At 60.2% G+C, this 26794-nt stretch carries 24 protein-coding genes; 14 read left to right on the top strand and 10 right to left on the bottom strand.

Annotated elements, in window-relative coordinates:
* Positions 1 to 60: 60 nt before the first annotated feature.
* From msuE to EDE05_RS17755, 4 genes are all read right to left on the bottom strand, one after another.
* Complete coding sequence (gene msuE, locus EDE05_RS17770) at positions 61 to 612, bottom strand: FMN reductase (RefSeq protein ID WP_105373490.1); 552 nt, start codon at positions 610 to 612, stop codon at positions 61 to 63.
* Positions 613 to 724: 112 nt separating this feature from the next.
* On the bottom strand, positions 725 to 2110 hold the full coding sequence (locus EDE05_RS17765; protein WP_112796578.1) for an FAD/NAD(P)-binding protein: 1386 nt from the start codon (positions 2108 to 2110) through the stop codon (positions 725 to 727).
* Positions 2111 to 2252: 142 nt separating this feature from the next.
* Positions 2253 to 2549, bottom strand: a complete 297-nt coding sequence (locus EDE05_RS17760; protein WP_105373492.1) for a hypothetical protein — start codon at positions 2547 to 2549, stop codon at positions 2253 to 2255.
* A 77-nt stretch (positions 2550 to 2626) separates the two neighbouring features.
* Positions 2627 to 2995 (bottom strand): response regulator, encoded by a 369-nt coding sequence (locus EDE05_RS17755; RefSeq protein ID WP_105373493.1) that lies wholly within the window; start codon positions 2993 to 2995, stop codon positions 2627 to 2629.
* Positions 2996 to 3254: 259 nt separating this feature from the next.
* On the opposite strand from EDE05_RS17755, the gene EDE05_RS17750 reads away from it, so the two are divergent.
* The 4 genes from EDE05_RS17750 (at position 3255) to EDE05_RS17735 (ending at position 5380) form a co-directional block, all read left to right on the top strand.
* Complete coding sequence (locus EDE05_RS17750; RefSeq protein ID WP_134102171.1) at positions 3255 to 3647, top strand: group III truncated hemoglobin; 393 nt, start codon at positions 3255 to 3257, stop codon at positions 3645 to 3647.
* A 135-nt stretch (positions 3648 to 3782) separates the two neighbouring features.
* On the top strand, positions 3783 to 4436 hold the full coding sequence (locus EDE05_RS17745) for a UbiX family flavin prenyltransferase (RefSeq protein WP_105373495.1): 654 nt from the start codon (positions 3783 to 3785) through the stop codon (positions 4434 to 4436).
* Between the two features lie 38 nt (positions 4437 to 4474).
* On the top strand, positions 4475 to 4750 hold the full coding sequence (locus tag EDE05_RS17740; protein ID WP_112796572.1) for a DUF6522 family protein: 276 nt from the start codon (positions 4475 to 4477) through the stop codon (positions 4748 to 4750).
* Between the two features lie 159 nt (positions 4751 to 4909).
* A complete protein-coding gene (locus EDE05_RS17735; protein ID WP_105373497.1) occupies positions 4910 to 5380 on the top strand; it encodes a hemerythrin domain-containing protein in 471 nt (156 codons plus the stop codon).
* Positions 5381 to 5476: 96 nt separating this feature from the next.
* Here the strand turns inward: EDE05_RS17735 and EDE05_RS17730 are convergent, their stop codons facing one another.
* Positions 5477 to 7642: a methyl-accepting chemotaxis protein gene (locus tag EDE05_RS17730; RefSeq protein WP_132412427.1), complete on the bottom strand. Its 2166-nt coding sequence runs from the start codon at positions 7640 to 7642 to the stop codon at positions 5477 to 5479.
* A 246-nt stretch (positions 7643 to 7888) separates the two neighbouring features.
* On the opposite strand from EDE05_RS17730, the gene EDE05_RS17725 reads away from it, so the two are divergent.
* The 6 genes from EDE05_RS17725 to EDE05_RS17700 all read left to right on the top strand — a co-directional run bounded on the left by EDE05_RS17725 (position 7889) and on the right by EDE05_RS17700 (position 14307).
* On the top strand, positions 7889 to 8398 hold the full coding sequence (locus EDE05_RS17725) for an SCP2 sterol-binding domain-containing protein (protein WP_112796564.1): 510 nt from the start codon (positions 7889 to 7891) through the stop codon (positions 8396 to 8398).
* Positions 8389 to 9366, top strand: a complete 978-nt coding sequence (locus tag EDE05_RS17720) for a peptidase U32 family protein (protein WP_112796562.1) — start codon at positions 8389 to 8391, stop codon at positions 9364 to 9366. Before EDE05_RS17725 ends, EDE05_RS17720 begins: the two co-directional genes overlap by 10 nt.
* Before the next feature lie 2 nt (positions 9367 to 9368).
* On the top strand, positions 9369 to 10298 hold the full coding sequence (locus tag EDE05_RS17715; RefSeq protein ID WP_112796680.1) for a U32 family peptidase: 930 nt from the start codon (positions 9369 to 9371) through the stop codon (positions 10296 to 10298).
* 468 nt (positions 10299 to 10766) lie between these two features.
* Positions 10767 to 11174, top strand: coding sequence for a hypothetical protein (locus EDE05_RS17710; RefSeq protein WP_112796560.1), 408 nt, complete (start codon positions 10767 to 10769; stop codon positions 11172 to 11174).
* Positions 11175 to 11255: 81 nt separating this feature from the next.
* Positions 11256 to 13796 (top strand): protein translocase subunit SecD, encoded by a 2541-nt coding sequence (gene secD, locus EDE05_RS17705; protein WP_134102159.1) that lies wholly within the window; start codon positions 11256 to 11258, stop codon positions 13794 to 13796.
* A gap of 73 nt (positions 13797 to 13869) precedes the next feature.
* Complete coding sequence (locus tag EDE05_RS17700; RefSeq protein WP_112796556.1) at positions 13870 to 14307, top strand: YqaA family protein; 438 nt, start codon at positions 13870 to 13872, stop codon at positions 14305 to 14307.
* Positions 14308 to 14321: 14 nt separating this feature from the next.
* Here EDE05_RS17700 and EDE05_RS17695 read toward each other — a convergent pair whose 3' ends face one another.
* Positions 14322 to 15065 (bottom strand): phospholipid methyltransferase, encoded by a 744-nt coding sequence (locus EDE05_RS17695; protein ID WP_245505201.1) that lies wholly within the window; start codon positions 15063 to 15065, stop codon positions 14322 to 14324.
* A 173-nt stretch (positions 15066 to 15238) separates the two neighbouring features.
* Between EDE05_RS17695 and EDE05_RS17690 the strand changes: the two genes are divergently transcribed.
* Positions 15239 to 16600: an APC family permease gene (locus EDE05_RS17690; protein ID WP_112796554.1), complete on the top strand. Its 1362-nt coding sequence runs from the start codon at positions 15239 to 15241 to the stop codon at positions 16598 to 16600.
* Here EDE05_RS17690 and EDE05_RS17685 read toward each other — a convergent pair whose 3' ends face one another.
* Positions 16601 to 17284: an HAD family hydrolase gene (locus EDE05_RS17685; protein ID WP_112796552.1), complete on the bottom strand. Its 684-nt coding sequence runs from the start codon at positions 17282 to 17284 to the stop codon at positions 16601 to 16603.
* A gap of 242 nt (positions 17285 to 17526) precedes the next feature.
* Between EDE05_RS17685 and EDE05_RS17680 the strand changes: the two genes are divergently transcribed.
* Together EDE05_RS17680 and EDE05_RS17675 are read left to right on the top strand one after the other, a co-directional pair.
* The gene (locus EDE05_RS17680) at positions 17527 to 19257 is read left to right on the top strand and encodes a catalase (protein ID WP_245505200.1); all 1731 of its coding nucleotides are present in this window, start codon (positions 17527 to 17529) and stop codon (positions 19255 to 19257) included.
* A 204-nt stretch (positions 19258 to 19461) separates the two neighbouring features.
* Complete coding sequence (locus EDE05_RS17675; protein ID WP_112796550.1) at positions 19462 to 20232, top strand: SDR family oxidoreductase; 771 nt, start codon at positions 19462 to 19464, stop codon at positions 20230 to 20232.
* Between the two features lie 77 nt (positions 20233 to 20309).
* Here EDE05_RS17675 and EDE05_RS17670 read toward each other — a convergent pair whose 3' ends face one another.
* The 3 genes from EDE05_RS17670 to EDE05_RS17660 form a co-directional block, all read right to left on the bottom strand.
* A complete protein-coding gene (locus EDE05_RS17670; protein ID WP_112796548.1) occupies positions 20310 to 23492 on the bottom strand; it encodes a multidrug efflux RND transporter permease subunit in 3183 nt (1060 codons plus the stop codon).
* A gap of 123 nt (positions 23493 to 23615) precedes the next feature.
* Complete coding sequence (locus EDE05_RS17665; RefSeq protein ID WP_112796546.1) at positions 23616 to 24800, bottom strand: efflux RND transporter periplasmic adaptor subunit; 1185 nt, start codon at positions 24798 to 24800, stop codon at positions 23616 to 23618.
* A 55-nt stretch (positions 24801 to 24855) separates the two neighbouring features.
* Positions 24856 to 25653: an alpha/beta hydrolase gene (locus EDE05_RS17660; protein WP_105373510.1), complete on the bottom strand. Its 798-nt coding sequence runs from the start codon at positions 25651 to 25653 to the stop codon at positions 24856 to 24858.
* A 155-nt stretch (positions 25654 to 25808) separates the two neighbouring features.
* Here EDE05_RS17660 and EDE05_RS17655 point away from each other — a divergent pair, with 155 nt between their 5' ends.
* Positions 25809 to 26744, top strand: a complete 936-nt coding sequence (locus EDE05_RS17655) for a LysR family transcriptional regulator (RefSeq protein ID WP_105373511.1) — start codon at positions 25809 to 25811, stop codon at positions 26742 to 26744.
* The last annotated feature ends 50 nt before the right edge of the window (positions 26745 to 26794 follow it).

Raw genomic sequence — 26794 nt, 5'->3', positions numbered from 1 at the left:
TCCCTATGCTCGTTTGGACCGCGCGGGCATAGATGACGACAAAGCGGACGAAAGTAAAGTTCAGCCGGTAGCGGCGAACTCTTGAGCCGGCAAGAAAGCGGCGAGCTCGTCGACGGCGAAACCAATTCTCTGGCGCAGCGGGTCCGAGACTATCCGATAGTCGGAAAAATCCTTGTCGGAAGCATAGACGGCTGTCGGCAAGGTATGGGCCATGAAGAAACCGAAGAGCGGCCGCAGCTGATGCTCGACCATTAACGCATGCCGGTCACCGCCGCCTGTCGCGGTAATCAGGACGGGCTTGGCCCGAAGCTGCTCTGGATCGATCAGGTCTATGAAGTGTTTGAAGAGACCCGAATAACTTCCTTTGTAGGTCGGCGAACCTATGATCAGCAGATCCGCTCCGACCACGTCGTCCAAGACAGCGGCGGCGGTCGCGTCGAGGTCGCGTTGGTGTTGCGCTTGGCCAAGGGACGGCCCGACATCTGCCATATCATAAATTAAAGGCTGGAAGCCGTATCGGTGAGCGGCGATCCTGGCGATATGCTCGACCAGCACGAAAGTCTTGGAGGGCCGGTTATAGCTACCGGCAAGACCGACAACCTTCAGAGCCATGGAAAATCCCTTCAAAATGATTTGCTACAGACTACCGCCATTTTTCGAAGGTGGAAGGAAAGGAAACGCCTCAGACGGGCCGTAAGAAGAAATTCATGCCATCAAAACCGGATCAGGCGATGCGAGCCGACGGCGGCGCGGTTTGTGCGATCTGGACGGCGATCGCCTCGGCAAGCAGGCTTGCCTGAACCCGAATATCCGGTACGGCCGTTATCTCCCAGAATTGGCCAGCCGTAAGCGCACCGGCGGCAAACAGACCGGGTTGGGCTTTGCCGTCGGCGTCCAGAACCCTGGAGCGGGGATCGACAGAAATACCCAGGCCGAGGTCGTCCATGACGAGAATTTTCCTTTCCCGCATTTCACGCAGCAATGGCGAGTGCCCGATGCCGGCCCGTTCCATGCCCGTGCAATTGACGATCCAGTCGGCGCGAATGGAGGCGAACCGCTGGGTGCCGCGCCGACGGTAACCAATGCTCGCGCCGGCGCTTTCATCCTCGATAGACCGAATGAAGCCGGCATGCACGATGACCGTCTCGTTCTTGATCAGCGCGTCGAAGCGGGCGAACACTTCCGGAGCAATTCGGTGACGGTGAATATTCCACCAGGTAAACGCATGACGGAGAAAACGCGATCGCTGCTCCCGGTTCAAAGACTGCCACAACGCTTGGGTCCGGGGCCTCAGCCCGTCGACAACCCCGCGCCAATCGGCGCCGCTCTTTATCTGCCGACGCAAGGCATGCAACAGCTGGCTGATCTCGCGGCTGTCCGGCAGCGCCGGAGTGACCGGCATGGCACGCCGCAGGGGATGCGGCTGCGGCACCAGCCCGCGGCGCGACAGCACATGAATCTTGCCGCGATGCCCGTGGGCCCGTAGTGACAGAACCTGATCGATCATCGTCAGCCCGGACCCGAGAATACAGATCTCGTCCGCTTTTCCCACACGCGAAAGCCAGCTGAGCCGCCACGGGTTTTCGATGATGCGAGGCCGGACGCTTTCTGCGATGCGATCTCTCGACACCGGCAGATCGGCATTGCCTACACCCAAGGCCAAGACGACGTTTCGGGCCGTCAATTCGCCCTCGTTGTCGAGGCAGAAGCCGAGATGGTCGCTCTCGCACCGTACGCAGGCAGTTGCCTTGGCCTTGACGAAGTCCACATGAGCCCGACCGTGCCGTGGCCGCAAGAGTGCCGCCAACGTATCCCGCAGATAGAGGCCGTAGTCGCCCCGTGTCGCGAAATCCTCAGCGAAAACTGCCCTACCCCTTCGCCGCAGCCACTCGACGAAATCGTCCGGCTTGTCCGGATACACGCTCATTCGTGCTGCAGGCACATTTAGTCGATGCAGATAGAACTCGGTGCGATAGGCGGTTCCGCGTCCGAATCCCGGATCGTCTCCTACGACGGCGATAGAGGCGGATGGCGGCAGAACCCGCAGCAGATTGATGGTGAGAGCGATTGCAGAGAAACCGGAACCGACGACGGCGACATCATAGGTCATCAGGCACACTCCTCGTCCGTTGCAAATTGGGCGAAAGGGCAGTCGCAAAGCCGCCGCCCCCAGTTACCCAGGCTACGGCAAACCTTTAATCTCTACCAACTTAATAGAGATTGACGAAGAGTAAAGAGTTTTCCCGTTTCCGTCAGCGGCACGACTGCTCGGGACGCGGAAGGGCCAGTGTGTCTGCACTCGGATTGGTATTGTCTGGCGTACCCGGTGGCTGGCAGTGATCTTCATGATCGACGGTGCCAGTCGTGCTATTGGTCGTCATGGAATCGGTGACGCCCGGCGGGGGCGTTACAGCCAAGGTTTCCATCTTGCCGGCCGGCGCCGCTGCCGTGCCTGGTTTCGTGGTGGTGTCGGTCGCCGGCGCCTGCGCAAATACAGGTTCCGCGAATGCAAGGGTTAACGCTATTAACGTTGCCAGCCTCGTCTGCATGTCGAGCTCTCCTCGGATAGACCAGCAACACAACCGCAAGCGGACCTTCTTGGTTCCGCCAAGCGCCCTGTTGGGCTTTAGCGCATCAGTTCATGGATCGAAGACAACAGCCGGTCGTGCTGGTAGGGCTTTGGCAGGAATACCGTGTTGGCAGGCAACAGCATTGGATCAAGATTGACGACGCCAGAGGTGATGATGATGCCCACATTGGGCCGAACGGCGCGGATACGCCGGGCAAGCTGCAACCCATCCATCGAGCCGGCCATGTTGACGTCGGTGAACACGATATCGATATCGGAGCGGTTGCGGAAAAGCACCATTGCCTCATCGGCATTCCCGGCCTCAAGGACCACATGGCCGACTTCTTCCAGTCTATCGAGCGTTGTGAATCGGATCAGCGGCTCATCATCGACGATCAGCACAACGGCTTTCTGCGCCATCAAAATCTCCTAAATTGCGCCCCATCAGGACCGCGGGATCAATATGCTCTGCAATTGTCGCGAAATCCGGGCCTATTTGCGTGACGCCATATAGGGGATGGGCGAGTCAGCGGCAAGCATCGGTCCTTTCGGCACCAAATTCCTGTCGGCGCCTGCCGCTGTTCGCGGGTTTTGATCCTTAAGAGCCGGTGCGCGCATTCGTCATCTCGACAGCCGGACTTTTGCGGAGGACTGGTGTCTGATGTTTTGGAGTGGGTAATTGCAGATGAATGATGTCCGGCGGGATACTATCGATGAGGAGCTGGTTCGCAACGTCGTCCACCTCTTCTACGGCAGGGTCAGGGCCGATCCGTTGCTTGGCCCGATCTTCGAAGGTCGGATAGGGCCTGACTGGGACGCTCACCCTCAACGTCTGACATTGTTCTGGTCCGCCCTCGCTTTCAAAAACGGTGCTTACTCCGGTAGCCCCCATGGAGCTCATCAAGGACTTGCCCTGACTGCTGAGCACTTCCAACGTTGGCTTCACCTCTTCGAGGAAACCCTGGAACAGACATGCCGCGGAGAAGCCATGGATTTTTTCCGCGACCGCGCGCACCGCATCGCCGACAGTCTTCAGATCGGCCTCGGCATCGGGCCTAAGGCGCTCCGCCTTCCCTGAAACGCAGTCGAAATCTGCACCGCTCGTCGGCTGCCGCTATCGAGGTGATTGCGTTGCATCAACGAAAGAGATGTTCATTCACCGCATGGTCCGTCGGCCATAGCCAAGGCTATCGACCGGGACAGGAGCCGAGCAATGCAGAAGAAGCCTCAGCGAGTGGTCGTCGGAATTTCCGGTGCCTCGGGCGCCCCGATCGCTGTTCGGATTGTCGAACGGTTGGCTGAGCTGCCGGAAATCGAAACCCACCTCGTGGTTTCGGATGCCGGAAGACGGACGCTGCAGCACGAGGTCGGCACGCAGGCGCTTGCCTATATCCGTTCGCTTGCTCACAGGATATATCCGGCCGGGGACATCGGAGCTGCGATAGCAAGCGGCTCCTTCCCTGTTCAGGGAATGATCGTGGCCCCTTGTTCCATGCGCACCCTCTCGGCCGTGGCGACCGGGCATGCCGATACCCTCATCATCAGGGCCGCCGACGTGCAGCTCAAGGAAAGGAGGCGGCTTGTACTGCTCGCCCGGGAAACGCCGTTGCATCTTGGCCACTTGCGCAATATGTGCACCGTCACCGAAATGGGAGCGATCGTCATGCCGCCGGTGCCTGCCTTCTATCACAAGCCGCAGACAATCGATGATATGGTCGATCAACTGGCTTGCCGGGCGATCGATCTGCTGGCTCTGGCCATCGGGCCTATCGCTCGCATGTGGGAAGGCCAAGTTGCGGCCGATCAATGCAGCAGCGCAGGTATCAGTTCGGGAACGGCGGCAATAGATCGGTGGCCGGCAGAGTAACCGGCCCCTTTCCTTTAGCTCCTTGCGGAGGACTCATCATGCACATCGAACGCGACGAAAATGGTGACTTTGTCCTTGAAACGCCTGAGCTCGCCCAGCGCTTCGGTCTGTCGAGCGAGGAGTTCCGAAAGAGCCTCAGGCAAGGACACATCACGAGCAGCGTCGAACGGGGAGAAGGAGAGGACGCGGGAACCCATAGGCTCAGCGTGCGGCTTGGAAACCGCAGATGGCGAGCCATCCTGAGCGCTCAAGGCCAAGTGGCGCAGGAAGAGATGACGTTCGTCAGGAATTCACCTAAACCACGTCATTCCTGATCCAGAACTTCCGGCTGCGCCAACGGCTTCCGCCTTATTTGCTTGCGCGCAAAGATAGGCCGGCCCTGTTTCGGCATTTTCCTTCCCTGCACCTGCTTGCGGAACGCCCTCGGGCAAAATGAGAAACCTCGTCCTGCCGCAGTTTTGAAGGGAAGGATTATGACAATCACGGCTAAGCTAAGCGCGCAGAACCTTGCCGCGTTGGAGCAAAATCACACAACGCTTCTCCGACTGTGCCTGACGCTTGAGGAGATTGCCGCCTCTTTGCCCGATGAAATCGACACCGCCACCTGCCTCGATACGTCGAAGAACATAGCGGAGCTGATAAAGGCGACGCATGCTCTGGAGGAAGAGGTGCTGTTTCCCGACTTCAGCAGCAACGCAGGATCCTATTTTGCGCCGCACATGATCGAACAATTGAAGGCGGAGCATCGATGCGATCTGCTCGCCGGTCAGGAAGTAGAAACTACCCTGAAAGAGCTTGCCGACAACAAGTGCGCGTCTGCCAGTTCCGCCCGCTATCTGCTCCTGGGTTTTCTGGAAGCCCTCAGGCGGCACGTGCATTCGGAAAAGCTGATCATCGAGGCGCTGCTGGTTGCCGAAGCTGAGGGTCGGGAGGTCTTGTGCTAGCGGGACTACAACCGTCTTCGCGTTAGCCAAACTTACTCCAGGAACGCAGCCCGGCCAGAGGCCGGACTGCCAACGCCCCGGGAACGGCTTCTACGTTCAGGCAGCCAAGTAATCTCGGAACGGTTCCTGATGCGCATCCCCTGTCTGAAATGTCCCAAGCTGCTCGCGCAGTTTTTCCGTTTCCCCTGCCAGCGACTGCGTCGCCGCATTGGTCTGTTCCACCATAGAGGCATTCTGTTGGGTGATCTGGTCGAGCTGGCCGACGGTCGAAGTGATTTCGGCCAGCGCGATCGATTGTTCCATGGAAGATTGCACGATCCCCAGAACCTGTTGATTGATGATCTGCACATGCCGCTCGATGCCGACGAGAGCCTCGCCGGTCCGCCCGACCAGAGCGACGCCGCCGGAAACGTCCTTCGACGCCAGCGCAACGAGATCCTTGATCTCTCGGGCAGCAGCAGCGGAACGCTGCGCCAGTTCGCGTACCTCCTGCGCGACGACTGCAAATCCCTTGCCTGCCTCTCCGGCTCTCGCCGCCTCGACTCCCGCATTGAGCGCCAAAAGATTGGTCTGGAATGCTATGTCGTCGATCACACCGATGATCTGTCCGATCTGGTTCGAGGATCTTGCGATGTCCTGCATGGCCGCCACGGTATCGGCGACGATTTTAGTTGCCTCCGATGTGTCGGCATTGGCGATTGCAACCGATCTCTTGGCTTCGTCGGCCCCGCTCGCAGACATCTTCACCGCGGTTGCTACCTCCTCCAGCGCAGCGGCAGCCTCTTCGAGCGCTGCCGCCTGGCCGGCGGTACGCCTTGAGAGATCGTCGGCTGCGCCACGCAACTCTCCGCATGCCACGTTGATGCTATGGGCATTCGCCCCGGCGAGCGAGACAAGGCTTTCGAGTGTCTCGACCGACAGATTGTAGCTCAGCCGCAGCGGATCGAGGCCCGATGCCAGTTCGTTGACGATGCGATGGCGAAGGTTGCCGCCTGCAAGCTCCCGCAGGCCCTGGTCAAGTTCGCTGAGCGCCATTTCCAGGGATCGAGAGCGAGCGGCGCGTTCTTGTTCAAGAGTGTCCGCCTCCGCCTGTCTTTGAGCCGCACGCTGCAAGTCTTCCTCACGTTCTTGCGCCGCACGCTGTTTGGCGGCTTCGACGGCATGCCGCACGGCGAGAGCCATCGCACCGACTTCGTCCTTCGAGTCCACGGAGACGGAGGTTTCGTCCGCTTCACCCCGGGCCAATTTCTCGACCACCTTTGTCAATTGCTGAAGCGGGCGAACCACGCCCAAACCGATCGAAATCGAAAGTGCGATGGCGGCGATCAGCGCAACGGCCAGCACCGTTCCCACCGTGACGAGCGCGCGCATCTCTTGCCCCGCAAGAGCGACCGCATCGTCGCGCAAAGAAGACAAGACCTTCTTCTCGACCTCGCGAAGACGGTTGATCCGTTCGCTTGCAGCACCGTACCAGTCGGACACCTTCCAGCCCGTGAAGTCGATATTTGCCCCTGCCCTGAATATCTCGCTTCGCATCGAAGCCAGTCTCGGTTGGGCATCCGGGCCTACAGCCTTCAGATCCGGCCCCAGGGAAGGATGGGCTTCCTCGAATTCTTGAAGGAGGGTCGCCTGGGCTCCGTAGAGACGCGAAAGCTTCAGTAGTTTTTCCGCATCGATTTTACCCGAAGAAATTGCGGCGTTGCCAATCGCCCGTTCCTGACCCGCAAGTTCCTTTGCCTGCGAGAACAGGTTGTACGCTGCCAATTCACCCGACAGGCTGCTGTTCTTCCCCTGTGCCACGAGATCACGCGGGATCTGAAGAAGTTGTGCGACGAGGCCGGAATAGAAAGTGGTACTTTCTTCAGGCGTGACTGCGGATTGGTCGATCCTCTGTCGGAACTGAGCCAGGGCCAAGAGCTTCTCACCGAAATCTGTAGCACGGCCGACCGATGCTTTTTCGCCCTTTGCGGCGACGGCGGAAGCGAGTTGGTCGAACTCCAGACGGATCGTGCTCAGATGCCCGCGGCTGTCTGCCGCGTTGCTGCCCAACAACGCAGCACTCTCTCCGCGCTCGACCTGCAGCTTGTGCACCGCTTCCCCGAGGGCCGAAACGTAGTCGGTCACGTCGACAAGTCGATCTGCAGCGCGATACGCTTCTGCACTCCTGCCTATCCTCTCGTAGGAAAGGCCCAGGACAAGTAGAACGGGAAGGCAAACGGCAATCAATATTCTCTTGGTAATTCCGACGTCTGACAAACGCATGACCGGTGGCTCCGAAGACCCGGCATCATGCCGATACGCCGTTATTCATTCTCGGCGACGCAACCGGTTATCAGCGGTCCGCATCGGCTTCTTTGCTAAACCGCAAACAGTTGACACCATTGCAGAATTTCTCCCTGCAATCGAAGCGCCATTTGCTCGTGAAAAACCGCTATTGTTTGCGCTGGGTCAAACATCGCCCTGAAGGCTGCCGCTAGCCTCCGGCCGATTCCAGCAGGACCCGCCAAGATGAGATTCCCCGCGACACTCGCCGCCCCCCTTAATGTCATTCCAATGGCGGCGATCGAGCGAACCACATCCATGCTGTTCCAGCGGGTGACGACGCAACATCCCCATCTGTTTGCCCGCCTCGGTGAGCATATCGAAAAGCGCTTCGCCTTCATGCCGACCGACATTCCGCTCGTCTTCGTTGTCTCACCGGCACAGCCATCCATCCACGTGGCGCGAAGGTTACCGGTGCCGCCAACCGCGGATGCCTCCGTCGAAGGCCCACTCTTCATGCTGCTCGCGCTGCTCGAAGGCCGTTGCGACGCGGACGCCCTTTTCTTCTCGCGCGATCTCACCGTCAGCGGAGACATGGAGGCGATGCTGGCGATGCGCAACGCCCTGGACGACTGCGATATCGATCTACCGCGTGACCTCTCCGCGCTGGCCGGCCCGCTTGCGCCGATCGTCGGGCGTGTTGCCGAAAGCATTCGACAGCGCGCGCTGACTGAGGAGGCTTCCCGATGGAACTGATTTGCCCCGCCGGCACACCCTCAGCATTTCGCGAAGCGGTCGACGCGGGAGCGGACGCCGTCTATTGCGGCTTCCGCGACGAGACGAATGCGCGCAACTTTCCGGGACTCAATTTCAGCCGGGACGAATTGCGCGAAGCGATCGCCTATGCCCGCAGCAAAGGTACCCAGACATTCGTCGCCCTCAACACGTTCATGCGCGCAGGCGATGAAGAGATCTGGTACCGAGCCGCCGCCGACGCGGTAGCGCTGGGCGCCGATGCGCTCATCCTTGCTGATTTCGGCCTGATGGCCCATGTCGCGGAGCACTATGCCGACCAGCGGCTGCATGTCTCCGTGCAGGCGTCCGCCTCCAACGTCGACGCGATCAACTTTCTGGTCGACGCCTTCAACGCCAAGCGCGTGGTGCTTCCGCGCACGCTCACCATCGCCGACATCGCTCGCATTGCGCCGAAGATCCGCTGCGAAATAGAGGTCTTCGTCTTCGGCGGCCTTTGCGTCATGGCAGAAGGGCGCTGCTCGCTGTCCTCCTATGCGACCGGGAAATCGCCGAACATGAATGGCGTCTGCTCGCCCGCCAGCCACGTCCGCTACCGCAAGGAAGCCGATGAACTCGTCTCCGAGCTTGGCGCCTACACTATAAACCGCTTTGCCACCGGAGAAGCTGCCGGCTATCCGACGCTCTGCAAGGGCCGCTTCGACATAGCAGACGAACGGGGCTACGCCTTTGAGGACCCGGTATCGCTCGATGTTATGGGCGAGATCGATGCGCTGACCGCCGCCGGCGTCAGCGCACTGAAAATCGAAGGCCGACAGCGCGGCAAAGCCTATGTGGCGGAGGTCGTTTCAACGCTGAAAAAGGCGTTGTCAGCCAAGGCGGACGATCGTCCGGCCTTGCTTGCCCATCTTCGCGGGCTGAGCGAGGGACAGAAGACGACGTCGGGTGCCTACGAGAAGCGTTGGAGATGAAGATGGAGACCGCCCGCCCCTCGCTGACCATGGGACCCGTCTACTATCTTTGGGACAGCGCCAAATGGCGCGATTTCCACTTCCGCATCGCCGATGAGGCTCCTTTCGAGCGGGTTGTGATCGGAGAGACGGTCTGTTCCAAACGCCAGCACTTTATCGAACCTCACATTGCCGAGGTTATCGAACGGCTGGAAAATGCCGGCAAGACAGTGCTCCTCTCGACGCTGGCTCTCGTGACGCTGGAGCGGGAAAGCAGGCTGATCCGGGAGCTTGCACGCGACAGCGAGTACATGGTCGAGGCGAACGACCTCTCGGCACTCGGTCTTTTGAACGGCAAGGCCCATAGCGTCGGGCCGTTGATCAATGTCTACAATTCAGCGACCGCCCGGCTGCTTGCCGGACGTGGTGCATGCCGCATCTGTCTACCGCCGGAACTCCCCTTTTCGTCGGTCAAGCGGGTCATTGCTGAAACTCCGGGAGTTGACTTCGAGGTTTTTGCATTCGGGCGCATGCCGCTTGCGATCTCCGCACGCTGCGCCCACGCGCGCTCGAAGGGAAAAATCAAGGACAATTGCCAGTTCGTTTGCGGCGATGACCCGGACGGCCTGCCGGTGAAAACGCTCGATCGCCAGTCTTTCCTGGCCTTGAACGGCGTACAGACGATTTCCCATACCTGCCAGGCACTTCTCGGCGAACTACCCGACCTTGCCGCCTGCGGCGTTTCGGCAATCCGGATTTCACCTCAAGACTGCGACATGGTGGCTGTCGCGTCCCTCTACAGCGCCGCGCTCGACGGCGCGATCGGCGCAGACGAGGCGGTCGACAAGCTCCGGATGCTCTATCCCGCCGCACCGCTATCAAATGGTTTTCATCATGCACGCGAGGGTGCCGCCTGGGTTGCGCGAGCCCGCGACACCGCCCAAGCGGGGTGACTTCGCGTAACGTCGATCAAGGCCGACCACGCTGATGTGCTGTTTTCGGACAGGAAGTCAGTGTTTCGTCACCACGCCTCAGACTTTTCGCCCAGGTCCCATTGCACATGGTCGGAAAGCAAAGGTAGGTGCGCTTTCAGCCGACATGATGCCGGTTAGGGGCTCGCGGACCCCGGCTCGCAAGAGTTGGAGAGCCCCGCTTCCATTCCACGAAAGTGATTTTGAGCCATAGTGGCAACGACGAGCAACACATGACCGCGGCCATGAACTGATGATCGCAACCCTCGCTGATCCTAGACAGCGCTCCGCATCCACGCGCAAAATGCTTTGACGCCGGTAATCACGCCGCAATCTCCGTCTACGCTCCCGACAGCGAGATTGACCACCTGAAGGCTCTCCTTTAGAAGGCTGCTTTCCGTTCCGAAGCAGGCACTTCGGGATTTTTGTAACGCTCCGGAGCTGAGACGGATGGCGCTTTTTCCGCAGCACAGGCGGATCAGAGGCGAACGCGACGAGCTTGGTCTGGTGTCGCGCTGGCCGGCGATTGCCGTGGCGCTGCTGATTGCAGCGCTTATCGGTCTGCTCTCGGGTGTCGTCAAGGACGTGCAGATCGCGCGTGGCATCCAGTCTGCCGGCAAAAGCACTGACGCGCCGCATCTTTCCAAGCGAGAGCCGTTAAGGGCGCTTGCCGCGACAGATCGCAAGGATGGGACTGCTTCTCATTCAGCCAATGCAGATGGCGCTCTCGCGCTCTACTCCACAGAAATCACCTTCCCACTTTATTCCTCGGCCCAGACGCCTAATGCCACCGCAAGAACCAGAGGCTTTCGGTTCTGGCATGGCTCGCTGCCGCGAGCTCCGCCGCTTGCCGTCTGAGGACGCGCCTTCGGCGTTTCGACAATATGAGCATTCTTGCCCTTCCGCTCAGGAAGCGACGGGCTTAGCAGGATTAGAAACATGAGAAATTCCCCGTGGCTGGTGGCGAGCTATGCTCTCATCATCATCATCGGCATTTTGGTGGCGCTGCCGAACGTCATCCCGCAGTCCACCCTCGGCCGTCTTCCGTCATGGCTGCCGCACAACCGCGTCTCCCTCGGCCTCGATCTGCGCGGCGGCTCACACCTCGTGCTGGAAGTGGACCGCGCCGACTTGATCAACGAGCGCGTCCAGAGCCTTCTTCAGGATGCCCGCCGCGTTCTGCGCGACAAGAACATTAACACCTCGGCGATCCGTCGTTCGGGCGAAGCGATCACAGTCGCACTTCGTGACCCGACACAGCGAGACGCGGCCGTCACGGAACTGCAGACGCTCGCGAACCCTGTGGGCCTGGGAACAGCGGTCGGCGGCAGCGATCTTGCGATCACAACGCCATCCGACAACACGATCTCGATCGCCCAGACCGAAGCGGGGATCAACTCCCACATCACCGCGGCGGTTGATCAGAGCCTTGAAATCATCCGCCAGCGTGTGGACCAGGTGGGTGTTGCCGAACCGACCATCCAGCGTGTCGGCTCCGACCGGGTTCTCGTCCAGCTTCCGGGTGAACAGGATCCGTCGCGCCTGCGCCAGCTCCTCGGTTCAACCGCCAAGATGAGCTTCCACCTGCTTGGTCAGCAGGGAGAACCAGGCGTGACGATGCTGTCGGACGACGGCGGCAACCAATATCCGGTTCTCGATCGCGTCGAGCTTTCCGGCGATCGCCTGACGGACGCCCGCGCCGCCTTCGACCAGCAGACCAACGAACCGGTCGTCAATTTCCGGTTCGACTCGGCCGGCGCCAACCGCTTCGCCCAAATCACCCAACAGAATGTCGGCCGTCCCTTCGCGATCGTCCTCGACAACAAGGTGCTGAGCGCACCGGTCATCCGTACGCCGATCACCGGCGGCTCTGGCCAGATCTCGGGCGGCTTCTCGGTCGAGGAAGCCAATACGCTCTCGGCATTGCTGCGCGCCGGCGCCCTGCCCGCCAAGCTGACAGTCATCGAGGAGCGCACCGTGGGCGCCGACCTCGGGTCCGATGCCATCGAGATGGGCATCTTCACCGGCATCATCGGCTTCGGCCTCGTCGTCGGCTTCATGTTCTTCCTCTACGGAGCTTGGGGCATTCTCGCCAACGTTGCTCTCTTCATCAACGTCATCCTGACCTTTGCCGGCCTGACCCTGATCGGCTCCACCCTGACGCTGCCGGGTATTGCCGGTATCGTGCTCGGCATCGGTCTCGCGGTCGATGCGAACGTTCTCATCAACGAGCGCATCAAGGAAGAAACAAGAAAGGGACGCAGTGCCTTTGGGGCGATCGACGCAGGTTTCAAGCGCGCCTACTCGACCATCGTCGACAGTAACGTCACGGCCCTTATCGCTACAGTCCTGCTCTTCTGGTTCGGATCGGGTCCCGTCCGCGGCTTCGCCGTCACCATGGGTCTCGGCATCGCAATCTCCATGTTCACGGCAGTTTCCATCGTCCGCGTCGTGATGGTCTTCATTGCCAGCCGCCAGAAACTCAAGAAGATCGAGATCAAGCCGCTCCTGCCGATCAACTTGATCCCGGATGGAACGCATATCAATTTCATGAAAGGTCGTTTCGTCGGTATCGGCGTGTCGCTGATCTTGTCCGTGGCCTCGATCGTCCTTTTCGTCACACCCGGCCTTAACTACGGCGTCGACTTCCGCGGCGGCATTCAGCTCGAAGTGATCACCCAGAACGAGACCGATCTGGCAGCCTTCCGCTCAGGCCTCGATGAACTCGGCCTCGGCGAAGTCGCCCTGCAGGAGTTTGGCGCCAAGAACCGCGTTCTCGTCCGCGTCGAGCGCCAGCCGGGCGGCGAACAGGCGCAAACCGATGCGGTCGAAAAGCTCAAGGCCGAAGTGGTCAAGATCGATCCGACTTCAAAGGTCGAGCGTACCGAAGTCGTCGGCCCGAAGGTCAGCGGCGAACTCGCGACGGCAGGCATCCTGGCGGTCGTGCTCGCGTCGCTTGCGATGCTCGTTTATATCTGGGCGCGGTTCGAATGGCCCTTCGCGGTCGGCGCTATCGCAACCCTTGTGCTCGACGTCACGAAAACAATCGGCTTCTTTGCGTTGACCGGTCTCGACTTCAACCTGACGGCTATCGCGGCGCTGCTGACACTCGTCGGCTACTCGGTGAACGACAAGGTCGTCGTTTATGACCGGATGCGCGAAAACATGCGGCTTTATAAGAAGATGCCGCTGCGCGAACTGATCGACCTGTCAATCAACGAAACGCTGGCACGAAGCCTCTATACCTCCGTCACGGCCTTCCTCGCGATGCTGCCGATGGCGATCTGGGGTGGCAGCGCGGTGGAAAGCTTTGCCATCCCGATGGTGTTCGGTATCGTGATCGCGGCTTCCTCGTCGGTCTTCATCGCCGCGCCGATCCTGCTCTTCCTCGGGGACTGGCGCACCCGGCGCAAGGCCAACCAGGCCGAGGCCGCCGGCGAAACGGCGATCGAGGACGGCGATCGCGCAAAGCAGGCCTGAGCGTCACATTCAGCAATACCGAAGGGCGGGTGAGAATCCGCCCTTTTGGTTTTTCCCTCTAGAAGTCTCGGTCATGTTCGATTTTGCCGCCTATGCGGGTCTTTTCTCCGCAGCCTTCATCGCCGCCACCATTTTTCCGATGCAGTCGGAGGCGATCCTTGTAGGGCTGATCCTCAGCGACCGGTATTCACTCGCGGGACTGCTTCTCGTGGCGTCGGTCGGCAATACGCTGGGCGCTGCGGTCAACTGGTTCATCGGCCGCGGGGTTGAACAGTTTCGAGACAAGCGCTGGTTCCCCGTCACGCCGGAGAAACTCGAGCGGGCGCAAATCTGGTATCAGAAATACGGAAAATGGTCCCTTCTGCTGAGTTGGCTGCCGATTGGTGGCGACGCCGTCACTGTCGCTGCCGGGGTCATGAAGGAGCCGCTGCCGATCTTCCTGATCCTCGTCTTTATCGGCAAGGCCAGCCGCTACCTGGCGCTCGCAAGCGCGACGCTGAGCGTCATCTAAGCCAACCGCCCGCGTCAGTCGTCCGAGACCCACCTGGCGGGCAGCGCTTCGAACGATGCTTCATTCCCAGGGATTCGGACGCTGCGGACATTATCGAGCGGCTTCCGCCGGGAGATTTTATATACGGCCGCCGGAGGTAGATTGCGCATGGTCCCGCCGACATGGGCAGCCTTGAGGCCCAGGCGATCGAGGATCGGCCGGGGCACCGGGCACCGCGGGCCATAGGTAAATTGATAGAAGGCCGCGCCGGGACGGAGATAGGTAAAAGCACCCAAGAGAATAGCCGTCACCTTTCTAGGCGACATGGATAGGATCGGCAGGCCGCTTACCACTGCACCGACCGGTTGGCCCTCGAAGAGATGCCCATGGTGGAGCCTCCCCGCATCCATCTGAAGCACGCGCGCCTTCGGAAAGCGGCGCTTCAATCCCGGAATAAATTCCGTTCCACACTCGATCAAGGTCAGATCGGATTCGCTCACGCCTCGAGCCAGCAGGGCACGAGTGAAGACACCGGTACCTGGCCCCAGTTCAATGATCGGGCCCTCCATCGGTGCGATTTCCTGCGTCATCAGCTTGGCAAGAGAATCTCCCGATGGCGCAATCGCTGCCACACGTAGCGGATTGCTGATCCAGGAGCGTAGGAAATAGAGAAAATCCGAAACGGCCGCATCCGGGGGCGGCAGTAAGGCTTCATCGGCGGAAAGCTGCCCCGCACCCCTCGCCCGGCACTTGCCGTCGCCATTGCAATTCCAAACCATGGAACTCTCCTGATCACCCTGATGCCGTTGCGACGCAATCCGCAGTGGACTGCACATATCAGATCCGCACGTGGCATTTTCAAGGAAATCCCGGACGCCACATCGCATTGGTGGAACAACGAGACTTTACCCGCATTAAGCGAGACGGACGATAGTTGCTGAGGGAGGGCGAAATGGATCAGCCGGTTACCGAGCCGCACGAGGAAGACACGGAACTGAAACGTGTCATCGGCCCTGGACTTCTCCTGTTGTTCATCGTCGGCGACATCCTGGGGACCGGTATTTATGCCCTTACGGGGCAAGTGGCAGCCAGGGTGGGTGGTGTCGTCTGGCTGCCCTTCCTGGTGGCTTTCGTCGTGGCGCTGTTGACGGCCTGCAGCTACCTGGAACTGGTCACCAAATATCCTCGCGCCGCAGGCGCGGCGCTTTATGCCAACAGGGCCTTCGGCATTCATTTCGTTACATTCCTGGTCGCCTTCGCCGTCATCTCGTCAGGCATCACGTCCGCGGCGACCGCCTCGCGCGCCTTTGCCTCCAATTTTTCCACCTCTCTCGGCCTCGATCTCGGAGCCTGGGGCGTTCCGCTGATTGCCGTCGGCTTCATCGTCCTGGTCAGTCTGATCAATTTCCGGGGTGTCGGCGAAAGCCTAAAGATGAACGTGTTGCTGACGGTCGTTGAGCTGACCGGCCTCCTGATCATCATTGCCATCGGCTTCTGGGCGATTGCCGGCGGCCAGGGCGATGTCTCCCGCGCCTGGACATTTGCGACCCCCGAGGGCAGCGGCATCTTCTGGCCGGTGATTGCGGCAACCACGCTCGCCTTCTTCGCCATGGTGGGCTTCGAGGACTCGGTCAACATGGCGGAGGAGTGCAAGGACCCCAGCCGCATGTTTCCGAAGGTGCTCCTGAGCGGTCTCGTTATTACTGGCCTCATCTACATTCTCGTCGCCATCTCGGCGATTACGCTCGTGCCGGCCGCCGAACTCGGCGAAGGGGAAACCCCGCTCCTCAAGGTCGTTCAGGCGGGCGCCCCCGGTTTTCCGATCAGCATCTTCGCCGTCATCACGATGTTCGCGGTCGCAAACTCCGCCCTGATCAACATGATGATGGCGAGCCGGTTGATCTACGGCATGAGCCGCGAAGGCGTATTGCCGGCCTCGCTGGGCAGGGTACACACAGTTCGTCGGACCCCGCATGCCGCGATCCTCTTTACGTCGCTGCTCGCGATTGCTCTCATATTGTTTGCGGGAGGTGTTCCGGCTCTGGGCGGTACAACAGCGCTGCTGCTGCTTTGCGTCTTCGCAGTAGTCAATGTATCGGTGCTGGTGCTGCGCAAGGACAAAGTCGGGCACAAGCATTTCCGCACGCCGACCTTGCTTCCGGTGCTGGGCGCAATCTCCTGCACCTTCCTCGCCGGTCCCTGGACCGGGCGCGATACGATCCAGTACGTGATCGCCGCCTTCCTGTTGGGCCTCGGCATCATCCTATGGTTTGCCACAGTGCAGATCATGCGCACCAGCCGGCAACCAGCATGACTAGGGTCTCGCCACGATTGAAAGCCGCCCGTCGTCGCCGACATGCGGTGTGACATCCAGATAGCTGGGCAGCCGCGGGTGGCTCGTATCCATCGGGTGGCTATGGGTGGCCGTAATGACCAGGACATCGGCGCCGGCCGCCTCCCCCGCCTGGACACCCGCGAGCACGTCTTCGAATACTAGAACATCCGAGGGTCTGACGCCGAGCCGTTCGGATCCGAGGATATAGCCCTGCGGGTTCGGTTTGCCGACCGTCACGTCTTCGGCGGTCACCATGTAGCGTGGTTGGGCAATTCCGGCAGCTTCGAGCCTGCGCTTGGCAAGCTCGATCGGAGAAGACGTCACGATTGCCCATCGTTCCGGAGGTATGGCGGACAGGAATTCGACCGCACCAGGTATCGGCACGACCCCCTCCACATCCTCGATCTCCCCTTGAAGGATCACATTCGCTTCGTACCTCGGATCGACGCCGGGAAGACTAAGTGCCGTGATGGTGTCGATGCCGCGCTTGCCGTGCATGGTGGGCAGGAATTTTTCCACATCAAGTCCCATAGCAGCCGCCCACCGTCCCCAGACGCGTTCGGCAGCAGCAATCGAGTTCAGGATCGTGCCGTCCATGTCGAATAGGAAAGCAGCATATCGTTTTTCCGGGAGAATGATTTTTGCTTCAGGCAAGGAGGACAAGGAAATTTCCTTTGCGCGGACAGGATAAGGAATCGAGCGACACTCGTCTCCCCTTTCGACTAGCCTGTGCTCGCGAGGGAGGCAAATGACGGATAGACTGATCTGCGCAGACAGTCAGTGCAAATGCGGTAAATTCTCCGTATCGCCAGGAACAACGTCCATTCCCCGGAGTTACCGCCTCGTGGTCGCGCCTCTTGCTTCCGCAAGCGATGCGGCGCGCCTTTCTCCAAGGAGGGATGAAGATGGACGACAAGACCAATCCGCGCGCTCCGGGCGGCATGCCCCAGGGCTCCGATGATCGCACTTTGACGAACCGCCAGGGCCACCCGATCACGAACAACCAGTCGCAGCGCACCGTCGGCAGCCGCGGTCCCGCGACGCTTGAGAACTACCAGTTCCTTGAAAAAATCACACATTTCGATCGGGAGCGTATTCCAGAGCGTGTGGTGCATGCCCGCGGCTTCGTCTGTTATGGCGGATTCGAGGCGACCGGAAAAATCGGCGAGGAGCCTGCCTCGAAATACACTCGCGCAAAACTCTTTCAGACGGCGGGGAAGAAAACGCCGCTTGCAATACGCTTCTCCACAGTGATCGGCGGCCGCGACTCCTCCGAAGTCGCGCGTGACCCGCGCGGCTTTGCGGTGAAGTTCTACACCGAAGACGGCAACTGGGATCTCGTCGGCAACAATCTCGCGGTCTTCTTCATCCGCGACGCCATCAAGTTTCCGGATGTGATCCATTCGCTGAAGCCAGACCCCATCACCTTCCGGCAGGAGCCGAACCGCATCTTCGATTTCATGAGCCAGACACCGGAATCGATGCACATGCTGACGCATCTCTTCAGCCCGCGCGGCATCCCCGCGAGTTATCGGCACATGGAAGGATTTGGGGTCAACACCTACAAGATGGTCAATGCACAGGGCGACACGATGCTCGTGAAATACCACTTCCATCCGCGCTGTGGCCTCGCCAGCTTGACGGCGGCCGAGGCGGCAAAGGTACAAGGACAGGATCTCGGTTCCGCCTCCAAGGACCTCTATGAATCCATCGAGAGGGGCGACTATCCGCAATGGGATATGTACGTCCAGATCATGGAGGATCACGATCATCCCGAACTCGACTGGGATCCGCTGGACGACACCAAGATCTGGCCGGAGAAGGATTTCCCGCTTCGGCACATCGGTGTCATGACGCTGAATCGCAACGTCGAAGACCACTTTAACGAAAACGAACAGATCGCTATGGGCACAGGCGTGCTGGTCGACGGCCTCGATTTCTCCGACGACAAGATGCTGGTCGGCAGGACTTTTTCCTACTCCGACACGCAGCGCTACCGCGTCGGTACAAACTATCTGCAACTGCCAGTCAATCAGCCGAAGAATTCAAAGGTCTCCACCAATCTCAACGGCGGACAAATGTCCTATCGTCGCGACCTTGCCCCGGGACAGAATCCGCATATCAACTTCGAACCGTCGATCCATAACGGGCTGCACGAGGCTACGCAGGAAGCGCCCAACAATCCGCCGGAGATCCATGGCCGCCTGACGCGCAGCGTCATCGAACGCCGCAACGACTATATCCACGCCCGCGGCCGCTATTGCACGATGATGGATTGGGAGCGCGACGATCTCGTCTTCAATATGTGCGACCTGCTTGGCCAGTGCGAACGCGACGTGCAGGAACGGATGGTCTGGCATTTCTTCATGGTTCATGACGATTATGGCAAGCGCGTTGGCGAAAAGCTCGGCATCTCCGCCAATGATGTCAAACATCTCGGCCCGCTGCCGAAGCAGGTTTTGACCGAAGCCGAAAACAAGCGCCTGCAGAACCTCGGTAACAACGGCGACAAGATCGATCCCACAGTCTGGGGCCAGTGGACCAGTTCCGTCAAGAACCACCGCGCTTCCGCGGAGGAAGTGCTGACAGGAAAGCTGCCGGCCCAAGGCATGACGCAAAGTCAGGCTGCGGAATAACGGTCCTTTCTCCGGCCTTCCAGGAGGGCCGTCATTACAAACGCATAGGGACGCGCTTGGCTGCATGCGACGCCCGGCGCTATTCCCATGGCGATACTCATGCCGCCTGGAATCGCGCCAGCCGTTGGCGACGCTTTGGCGACCGTCTTGCCGCTTTCGGCCGATCTGCGATAAAGCTCGCGAAAAAGCGAAGCGGAGGAGCACGTGACTGCAGTTTCTATCCGGCATGCGGATCTCGCCGATCGCGGCGTACTGATTACCGGCGGCGGATCAGGCATTGGGGCCGCTCTCGTCAAGGGTTTTGCGGCCCAGGGCAGCAAAATCGCTTTCCTTGACATCGCCGAGCAAGAGAGTCGAAGATTGGCCGACCGCGTGTCGGAAAAGTCCGCCCACCCGGTTATTTATCTAAAAGCCGACCTGCGTAACGTCGCCGAGACTCGCGCCGCCGTGGACGAAGCCGCCGCTAGGCTGGGTTCGCTGTCCGTACTCGTCAACAATGCCGGTTGGGACGACCGGCATGACTTCGATGCGGTAACGGAAGAATACTGGGACCATAGCCAGGATATCAATCTGAAGCAGATGTTCTTCGTCTCGCAGGCGGCTGTGCCCCATATGCGAAAGACCGACGGCGGCGCGATCGTCAATTTCTCCTCGATTGCCTATCTGCTCAATATGGGAGAGCTGCCGGCCTACACGACCGCCAAGGCCGGCATCATCGGGCTGACGAAGAGCCTGGCCGGAAGACTTGGGCCGGAGAACATCCGCGTGAACGCCATTCTGCCGGGCATGATCGTCACAGAACGGCAGAAAAAACTTTGGCTGACAGAGGAAGGCATCGGCGCGATGATCGAACGCCAGTGCCTGAAGCGGGTGCTGGTGGCCGAAGACCTCGTCGGCCCATGCCTGTTCCTTGCTTCCAACGCCTCCGCCGCCATGACGGCTCAGACGATCGTCATCGACGGAGGCGCTTTGTAGAGCGATTCCAGCAGAACTATCCGATGAATTGCCGCGCGGGCTCCCGGTGGAAGAGCCCGCGCGGCCTGGAGGTCAGCTTACTCCGCTGGAGAGAGAGCGGGCGCCGCCTCCGTGCCGTGCTGCCGCAGAGGGCGGCTGCCGGTAAGCAAACGTGCCAGCATGTAGAAGACCGGCGTCATGAAGATGCCGAAGAAGGTCACGCCGATCATGCCGGAGAAGACCGCGATACCCATGGCGGCGCGCATTTCCGAACCCGCCCCCGTCGAGACGACCAGCGGCACGACGCCCATGATAAAGGCCATGGATGTCATCAGGATTGGCCGCAGGCGCAGCCGGCTCGCCTCCACCGCCGCCTGGAATGGCGTCCGACCCTGGAACTCCAACTCCCGGGCGAACTCCACGATCAGGATCGCGTTCTTCGCCGAAAGCCCCACCAGCACCACCAGCCCGATCTGGGTGAAGATGTTGTTGTCTCCACCGGTGAACCAGACGCCCGTCAATGCGGCAAGCACACCCATGGGCACGATCATGATGATCGCAAGCGGCAAGGTCAGGCTCTCATACTGCGCGGCGAGCACGAGATAGACGAGCAGCAGTGCCAGCGGGAAAACGACGACGCTCGAATTGCCTGCCAGGATCTGCTGATAGGTGAGATCGGTCCATTCGAAATCGATCCCCGAAGGCAGCGTCTCGTCGAGGATCTTTTCGATCGCCGCCTGCGCCTGCCCCGAGGAAAAGCCCGGTGCCGGACCGCCGTTGATGTCGGCGGAAAGGAAGCCGTTGTAGCGCGTGGCGCGTTCCGGCCCCGTCTGCGCATCCACCTTCAGCAGTGCCGAGAGGGGGATCATCTGGCCCGACTGCGAACGGACCTTCAACTGGCCGATGTCCTCAGGCTTGGCGCGGAATTGCGCATCCGCCTGAACCCGGACGCTGTAGGTACGGCCAAAGGCGTTGAAGTCGTTGACATAGAGCGAACCGAGATAGATCTGCAGCGTTTCGAAGACATCGGTCACCGAGACGCCGAGCTGCTCGGCCTTGGCCCGGTCCAGATCCGCGTAGAGCTGCGGCACGTTGATCTGGAAGCTCGAGAAGATGCCGGCCAGTTCCGGCGTCTGGTAGGCCTTTGCAAGCACTGCCTTCGCCGCTTCGTCGAGCGCCTGATTGCCGAGGCCGGCTCGATCCTCGATCTGCAGCTTGAACCCACCCGTCTGGCCGAGACCGTTGACCGGCGGCGGCGGGAACATGGCGATGAACGCATCCTGGATACCGGCATATTTCTGGTTCAACGCCATGGCGATGGCGCCGCCCGAAAGCTCAGGCGACTTGCGCTTTTCGAAGTCGTCGAGGATCGCAAAGACGATGCCCGCATTTGAGCCGATCGTGAAGCCGTTGATCGACAGCCCCGGGAAGGCGATAGCGTGTTCGACGCCCGGCTGCTCCATGGCGATGTCGCTCATTCGCTTGATGACGTCTTCCGTACGGTCGAGCGTCGCCCCGTCCGGAAGCTGGGCAAAGCCGATCAGATATTGCTTGTCCTGAGCCGGCACGAACCCGCCAGGGACGGCATTGAACATGCTGTAAGTCAGGGCGACCAGAGCGAGATAGATGACCATCACGAGGCTCTTGCGCGAAAGCAGCCCGCCGACAGTGCGCCCGTAGCCGTTCGAGGCGGCTCCGAAGGCACGGTTGAAGCCACGGAAGAACCAGCCGAAGATGGCATCCATGAACCGCGTCAACCAGTCCTTCTTGGCGTGGTGGTCCTTGAGCAGTAGGGCTGCCAGCGCCGGCGACAGAGTGAGCGAGTTGATCGCCGAGATGACGGTCGAGATTGCGATCGTCAGCGCGAACTGCCGGTAGAACTGGCCGGACAGGCCCGAGATGAAGGCGAGCGGTACGAAAACGGCGACCAGAACCAGCGCGATCGCAATAATCGGGCCGGATACTTCCTTCATGGCGCGATAAGTCGCGTCCCGCGGACTGAGCCCGCTCTCGATATTGCGCTCGACGTTTTCCACGACGACGATCGCATCGTCGACCACGATGCCGATCGCGAGCACCAGCCCGAACAACGTCAGCGCGTTGATCGAGAAGCCGAAGGCATACATCACCGCGAACGTGCCGATGATCGAGACGGGAACGGCAATCAATGGGATGATGGACGCCCTCCAGGTCTGAAGGAAGAGGATGACCACGAGAACGACAAGCGCGATTGCTTCGAGCAGCGTTTCGATGACCTTCTCGATCGACGCACGCACGAACTTGGTCGTGTCATAGACGATTTCATATTTGACGCCGGAGGGCATAGCCAGCTGGAGTTCGTCCATCGTCGCCCGCACATTGTCGGCGATCTGGATTGCGTTCGAACCGGGCGCCTGCAGGACAGCAACGGCTACGGCGGGCTGTCCATCAAGCAGAGAGCGCAATGTGTAGTCAGCAGCCCCGAGCTCGATACGCGCAACGTCGCGAAGCCGCGTGATCTGGCCTCTCTCGCCGCTCTTGACGATGATGTTGCCGAATTCCTCCGGCGTCTGGAGACGGCCCTGGGCGTTGACGTTGAGCTGCAAATTGACGCCTTGCGGGCTCGGTGACGCACCGATAATGCCTGCTGCGGCCTGGACGTTCTGCGAACGGATCGCATTGCTGATGTCGCTTGCGGCGAGCGAATGTTCAGCCGCCTTCTGCGGATCGATCCAGACGCGCATGGAATAGTCGCCCGCCCCGAAGACCTGCACCTGCCCGACCCCCTCGATCCGTGCGAGCCGGTCCTTGATGTTCAGCGTCGCATAGTTGCGGAGATAGGTGATGTCGTAGTTGCCCCCGGTGGAGACCAGGTTTACGACCATGATGAAGTCGGGTGAGCTCTTTACCGTGGTTATGCCGAGCGCGCGGACTTCGGCAGGCAGGCGAGGTTCGGCTTGCGAAACCCGGTTCTGTACGAGCTGCTGCGCCTTGTCCGGGTCCGTGCCGAGCTTGAAGGTGACGGTAACATTGAGAACGCCGTCGGAGGTCGCCTGGCTCGACATGTAGAGCATGTCTTCGACGCCGTTGATCGACTCTTCAAGAGGCGTGGCAACCGTCTCGGCGATAACCGTCGGGTTCGCGCCGGGATAGGTGGCGCGCACGACCACTGACGGCGGTACCACCTCGGGATATTCTGAAATCGGAAGAGCGCGCATGCCGATAAGGCCGGCGACCACGATAAGGATCGACAGGACGGCTGCGAAAACCGGTCTATCGATAAAAAACCGGGAAATATTCATGTCAAAGCCCTCTCTCCGGGGATGAACAAGAAACGGAAAGCGCCCGTCCCGCAGCCGGAGGGCTGCAGGCGACAAAGGCGTCGGTGATATTTTGAGGCCGACCGGCCGTTGCCGGTCGGCAGATTACTTCGTGGCGACCTTCGCCTCGTCCTTCGGCTCTACGACGGCACCCGGACGGATCCGCTGAAGGCCGTTGACGACGATCCGATCGCCGGGATTGAGGCCCTTTTCGACGATCCGCATTCCTTCAACCGTTGAACCCAGCTCCACCTGCCGGTATCCGACGGTATTGTTTGCATCCACCACAAAGACGAACTTCTTGTCCTGGTCGGTGCCGACTGCCTTTTCGGTGACCAGGAGATGATCTTCCGCTTTCGGCTGCCCCATGCGAACCCGCACGAACTGGCCGGGAAGCAGACGACCGCCCGGATTATCGAAGACGGCGCGCACGCCGATCGTCCCGCTCGAGGCATTCACCTCGTTGTCGATAAGCTGCAGCTTGCCGCGGATAGTTACGTCATCGTCTGCAAGCGTGCTTACTTCGACCGGCACCTGCTCGATAGCGGGAGTGCCATTCGCGGAGGGGAGCTGCGACAGTACTCGCCCCACCAGTTCCTCGCTGGCGTCGAAGCTCGCATAGATCGGGTCGCTGGACACCAAGGTCGTCAGCGGTGCAGCCTCAGAACCTGCCGCCACGAGATTTCCAATGGTAATTTCCAGCTTGCCAACCCGGCCAGCGATCGGCGCACGGATCTCGGTATAGTCGAGATTGAGCTGCGCCACCCTCAGAGCCGCCTTGGCGGACTGCAGATTGGCCAACGCCTCGCTCTGTGCGCTCTGCCGCTGGGCAAGATCACTCTGGGAGATGGTGTTCTTGGCCGCGAGGTTTTTGCCGCGTTCCAGTTCTGTGGCGGCAAGCTGGACCTTCGCTTCGGCTGAAGCAACCTGTCCTTCGGCTTGAGCGACAGACGCCCTGTAGGGCTCCGGATCGATCGTCACCAGAAGGTCTCCCGCCTTGACCAATCCGCCTTCGCGGAAATGGACCGACTGGATAATGCCGCCGACGCGCGGACGGATCTGCACCCGGTCGACAGCTTCCAGCCGGCCGGAAAATTCCTGCCACGTCGTAACACTACGTGGTTCGACCGTGGCGACGGTGACCGGAACAGCGGGCGCCTGCGCGGATGCCGACGCAGGCGCTGCATTCGCACCCTGCGGCAGGTCGAGATAGACCGAAGCTCCTGCGATCAAGGCGGCAGTGCCCAGTCCGGTGCCCCACAGGGCCCAGTTCTTGATCTTCGATGTCATTATACTCTCCTTGCGGCCCAGTAATACGGCCGCCATTGCCTTCAAATATTACAACTTACGCACTTAATTCTCGGACGAATTCCGCAAACTCGGAGCACAAGGGCTCCATCCATTTGCCGTCGCCGTCCCTGTAAATGCCCGTCCAGCCATAGCCGGCCGGGAAAATCTTGCGTCGCACCTGAACTCCGGAAGCAGCAAGCCGATCGGCATAGCCGATTGCCTCATCCCGCAATGGATCATCATCCGATGTCACGATCAGAGCCGGAGCGACATCCAAAAGGCGCGAACAGAGGCAGGGTACCGCATAGGGGTGCTGGAACCCGCATGCCGAGCGGAGATAATGACTCCAGCCGGCCGCCCAACGCTCCCCCATGCCGATTTCATCCGCCTTGCGGAAGGACTTCGTCGCCATCATAGGATCGATCATCGGCGAAAGAAGAACCTGACCGTTTAGCTGACCCGGCATCTGGTCGCGGGCCTTCAGAGCCACACCTGCGGCGACATTGCCCCCCGCTTCATCACCGGCAACCAACAGCAGCGATTTTGCGCCGCCGAACTGCTTGCGGCGGCTGCTCAGGCAATCAAGCGCCCTGAAGGCATATTCCATCGCCTGAGGAAAAACGTTGTGCGAGACGCTGCTGTAGTCAGCCTCCAGCACCACCGCACCTGTTTCCGCCAGAGCCTTTCCGATCGGATGCTCAGGCTCGGCGCGCCTCTCATCCAGAAAGGCTCCTCCGCGAAGATAAAGCACCAGCGGCGGCGTCTTGCCCTTTGCCGTGCCTTCATACAGACGCATGGGCACAGGCGGCTTTGCCGACCTGTCGAACGCTATGTTTTCCCATTGCACCGTCATTGAAAAATCTCGCTCGGCACCCTTAGTGACAGGGGTGCTTGTCGCCAATCTCAAAGCTGATATTATTATTCGACCAAAATCATACTAGATCACGACATTCGACAACACTGTTCCAAATTTCAGGACAATGCTGCGACGCAGCGGAGACAGATCACATGGACCAGCTTTCAGCAATGCGCGTCTTCGTGCGCGTGGTGGAAACGGGCAACTTCACGCGCGCTGCCGCGACCCTCAACATGCCCAAGACCACGGTCACCAATCTCGTTCAGAGCCTTGAGGGGCATCTTCGCACGATGCTACTCAACCGAACGACCCGCAGGGTGATGGTGACCACCGATGGCGCACTCTATTACGAGCGGGCAGTGCAAATCCTGTCCGAGCTGGACGAACTCGATGGTAGCATGTCCAATTCCCAGACGCAGCCCTCTGGCCGTGTGCGAGTGGAAATGGCTGGCGCCTTTGCAGACCTGCTCGTTATCCCGTCGCTCTGCGACTTCTATCAGCGATATCCGCAGATCAAGTTGGATATTGGCGTGGGCGATCGGCTTGTAGACTACATTGCAGAAAACGTCGACTGCGCGCTGCGTGCCGGTACGCCGACCGACCAGTCGTTGATCGCCCGTAAAGTCGGGGAGATCAGCATGCAGGCCTATGCAGCGCCTCTTTACATCCGCAATAGAGGGGAGCCTCAACATCCCAGGGATCTTGGAGCCGATCATTTTTCGGTGGGTTATCTGAACGCCAACGCGGGCCGCGTGATGACGCTGGAGTTTACGCGAGGCGAAGAGATCGCTGAAATCACCCCCAACTACATTGTGTCCGTCAACGACGCCCGTTCCTACGTGAACGCCGCGATCTCCGGCATGGGCATCGTTCAGGCGCCGCGCTTCATGGTCCGTGAGGCCGTGGAGAAAGGCGATCTGGTCCAGGTGCTCCCGGACTGGAATTGCGAACCCCTGCCCCTCTACATCGTCTATCCACAGACCCGCCACCTCAGCAACAAGGTACGGGTCGTCGTCGACTGGCTCGCAAAACTCGTGCAAAACCTGAAGGTCGAGGAAAATCGCGAGCAGATCCGCAAGGCCAGCTAAAGATATCGTCGCGAGGGCCGAGAAACCGTACCTTCGGAATTTTGGTGCCT

Source organism: Neorhizobium sp. R1-B (assembly GCF_004368875.1).
Lineage (GTDB): Bacteria > Pseudomonadota > Alphaproteobacteria > Rhizobiales > Rhizobiaceae > Neorhizobium > Neorhizobium huautlense.
Note: the sequence above shows the minus strand (reverse complement) of the source record. Positions and strands in the feature narration are given on the sequence as shown.